This is a genomic window from Microcystis sp. LE19-10.1B (assembly GCF_027530565.1).
In the GTDB taxonomy this organism is placed as follows: domain Bacteria; phylum Cyanobacteriota; class Cyanobacteriia; order Cyanobacteriales; family Microcystaceae; genus Microcystis; species Microcystis aeruginosa.
Genome location: NZ_JAPZQM010000208.1, coordinates 1 through 2,534, shown reverse-complemented (window position 1 = coordinate 2,534; position 2,534 = coordinate 1). Strand labels below are relative to the sequence as shown.

Below are 2,534 nucleotides of genomic sequence, written 5' to 3'. Positions count from 1 at the left end.
GATTAAATTTAATTAGATGTTTTTGAACTAATTTCATCATTCTCCTCAAGGCATTTAATTAAACATTCTGTCTTTCTATTTCGTCGTCTTAATGAGTATAATCGAGCGCAAAATGAGGTAATTATGCTCACGAAGTCTTGCATTAAATCGTCTTTTCTTTCTTCTGCTAGATTCACGACCTCTATATCTCTATTTGTTTGATTTAAAAGAACTTTCAGATAATTAAACCCTACTCTGCTTAAACGATCTTTATGTTCTACGACCATCAAATTATAATCAGTTTGTTCTAGAAGTTTTAATAATAGCTTTCGATGATCATTGACTCCACTTCCTACTTCTTTAACTACTCGAACAATTTGATAGCCTTTCGCAATACAATAAGCTTCCAATCTTTTTGCCTGAGTCTCTAAGTTAGATTGATTTTCTGAACTAGAAACTCGCGCATAAATAGCTACTTTATTTTCACCGCAAAAACGGTCATCTTCAAAAATAATAATTGTTCCTGTAGGAAGACGTTCTCCTTGTAACTGCCCTCGATTCCACATTCTCCAAGCAGTGTCATAACTGATACCTTTTTTCTTAGCATAATCTGATAGTTTTATATGAACTGCAATGTAAACTTGTACTAACCATATTAGCAGTTGTTTGCAGTTATTTGCATATATTTTTTATAAAACTTTACAATACTGCCCCAAATTAGTCTCGGAATTCTCAACTTAACGCCATGAATTTATCTAACCTGATCTTAGTCGCCCTCGGTGCGGGAATTGTTTTCGGTGCGCTGCTCAATGGTTTTTTTCCCGCGCTAATCCTACCTTTAGATGACTATATTCTCGCGCCGGTGGGACAGGTTTTTCTGCGCTTAATTCAATTTGTGGTGGTTCCGATCGTTTTTTCTTCTCTTATTTTAGGATTAACCCGGGTACAGAATGCGGCGCGGATCGGTAGATATTTACTCAGATTGATGACTGGCTATCTGCTAACCAGTACACTTGCTCTGTTAATCGGCATGGCGACGGCGTTGTTATTAAAACCGGGGATAGGTTTAGAGGGATTTGCCACTAATGCCGCCATGACCACCAATACACCAGTATCCTTGAGAGATTGGCTGATCAGCTTGATTCCGGTTAATCCCCTAGAAGCTCTTACCGGGGGCAATCTTTTACAGGTAATCGTGACGGGAGTTTTATTTAGTATCGGCATCGGACTGGCCAAAGAGGGGGCAAAACCTTTTATTCTGTTGATAGACAGTCTTTATCTAATCAGCGAGAGAATCCTATCGGTGATTCTTTATCTAGCACCTGTGGGGGTATTTGCCCTGATTGCTTCGGTTATCGCCACCCAGGGATTAGAATTAGTGGCGAGACTTTTTTTCTATGTTTTTGGTCTGTTTTTGGCCAGTGCCTTGATGATTGGGGTGTATGTTTTGCTCCTTTTTGCCCTCAAAGGAGAACCTCGACGCTTTTTTAGCTCTTTATCGGAATCTTTATCCTTATCTTTCGGTACTGCTAGTTCTAACGCTGCTTTACCCGTGGTTTTGCGGGAAATTCAAGAATACGGTTTACCCGAAGATATCGCCAGTTTCGCTATTCCCTTGGGAACGGTACTAAAACGCGATGGTTCGGCAATTTTACAGGGATTTAATGCTCTTTTTATCGCTCAGGTTTACGGAGTTCCTTTAAGTCCCTCTTTGTTATTAGCGATCGCATTGAGTGGTTTATTGGTTTCTTTTAGTACCCCGGGGGTCCCCGGCAGCGCATTAATTACCATGACTACCGTATTATCAGCAGCGGGTTTACCATTAGAGGGAGTGGCTTTAGTAGCGGGGGTCGATCGCTTGACCGATGGCTTTAAAACCGTATTAAATGTGATCGGTAATACAGTTAATGCCATCCTGCTCAATTACTGGGAATTAGGAGAAAAGGAAAAATCCCTAGAATCAAAAAACTAGCCTCACCGGTTCTTCGGTTTTTGTTATGCAATGGAGGGGGGTTATAAGGGATGAAACCCTTATATATAAAGACATTGCTTCGATTTTTGCCAATTGTTTTCGATCTAGAACGAGCTAATCAATTAAGTCTCTTGCCAGATAAGGATTTAGTCGATTTATGCCACCCGATCAAACCATACCAAGTAACGAAGAACCCAATTTGATAACGCACTCGATAATCACTGATACGGAGACGGTGTTCCTGTTCAGAATTTTTTAATTTAACAATGCCAGAAGGACAGGGTTCTATTTCCAAACCCTTAATTTTTTCAAGAATACGACCTTTCATAGCATTAGGTAAGTTATCAATCTGTTTTTGTACAGATTTAGAGATTTTAATACTATAATCCATTGTGATTTAATCCTTGCTCAAGTATTGTTCAAGGGTCACATAGTCGCCTGATTGATAAGCTTTTACGCATTTAAGTTACATTGACAGCATTACCCTTATTTTTAAGTTTTCTACTCCATTTAATAATCAATCCCCCTTCATTTAAAAGCTGATTGACTACTTTTTCCAGTTCTTCTTTATTTTCAAATTCTC

2 protein-coding genes and 1 pseudogene are annotated in these 2,534 nt (G+C 39.0%); 1 reads left to right on the top strand and 2 read right to left on the bottom strand.

Features of this window, described 5'->3' with window-relative positions; translation table 11 throughout:
- Window positions 1-8 precede the first annotated feature (8 nt).
- A complete protein-coding gene (locus O9332_RS07745; protein WP_288024715.1) occupies window positions 9-602 on the bottom strand; it encodes an IS607 family transposase in 594 nt (197 codons plus the stop codon).
- Window positions 603-724: 122 nt separating this feature from the next.
- Between O9332_RS07745 and O9332_RS07740 the strand changes: the two genes are divergently transcribed.
- Entirely contained in the window at window positions 725-1,951 is a 1,227-nt protein-coding gene (locus O9332_RS07740; protein WP_002760505.1) for a dicarboxylate/amino acid:cation symporter, read from the top strand.
- Window positions 1,952-2,412: 461 nt separating this feature from the next.
- Here the strand turns inward: O9332_RS07740 and O9332_RS07735 are convergent.
- Window positions 2,413-2,534: pseudogene (locus O9332_RS07735) on the bottom strand (IS630 family transposase); the annotation flags it as partial.

What these genes read in the sequence shown, in the direction of transcription:
- O9332_RS07740 (WP_002760505.1), top strand. Translation starts at nt 725, where the DNA reads ATGAATTTATCTAACCTGATCTTAGTCGCCCTCGGTGCGGGAATTGTT.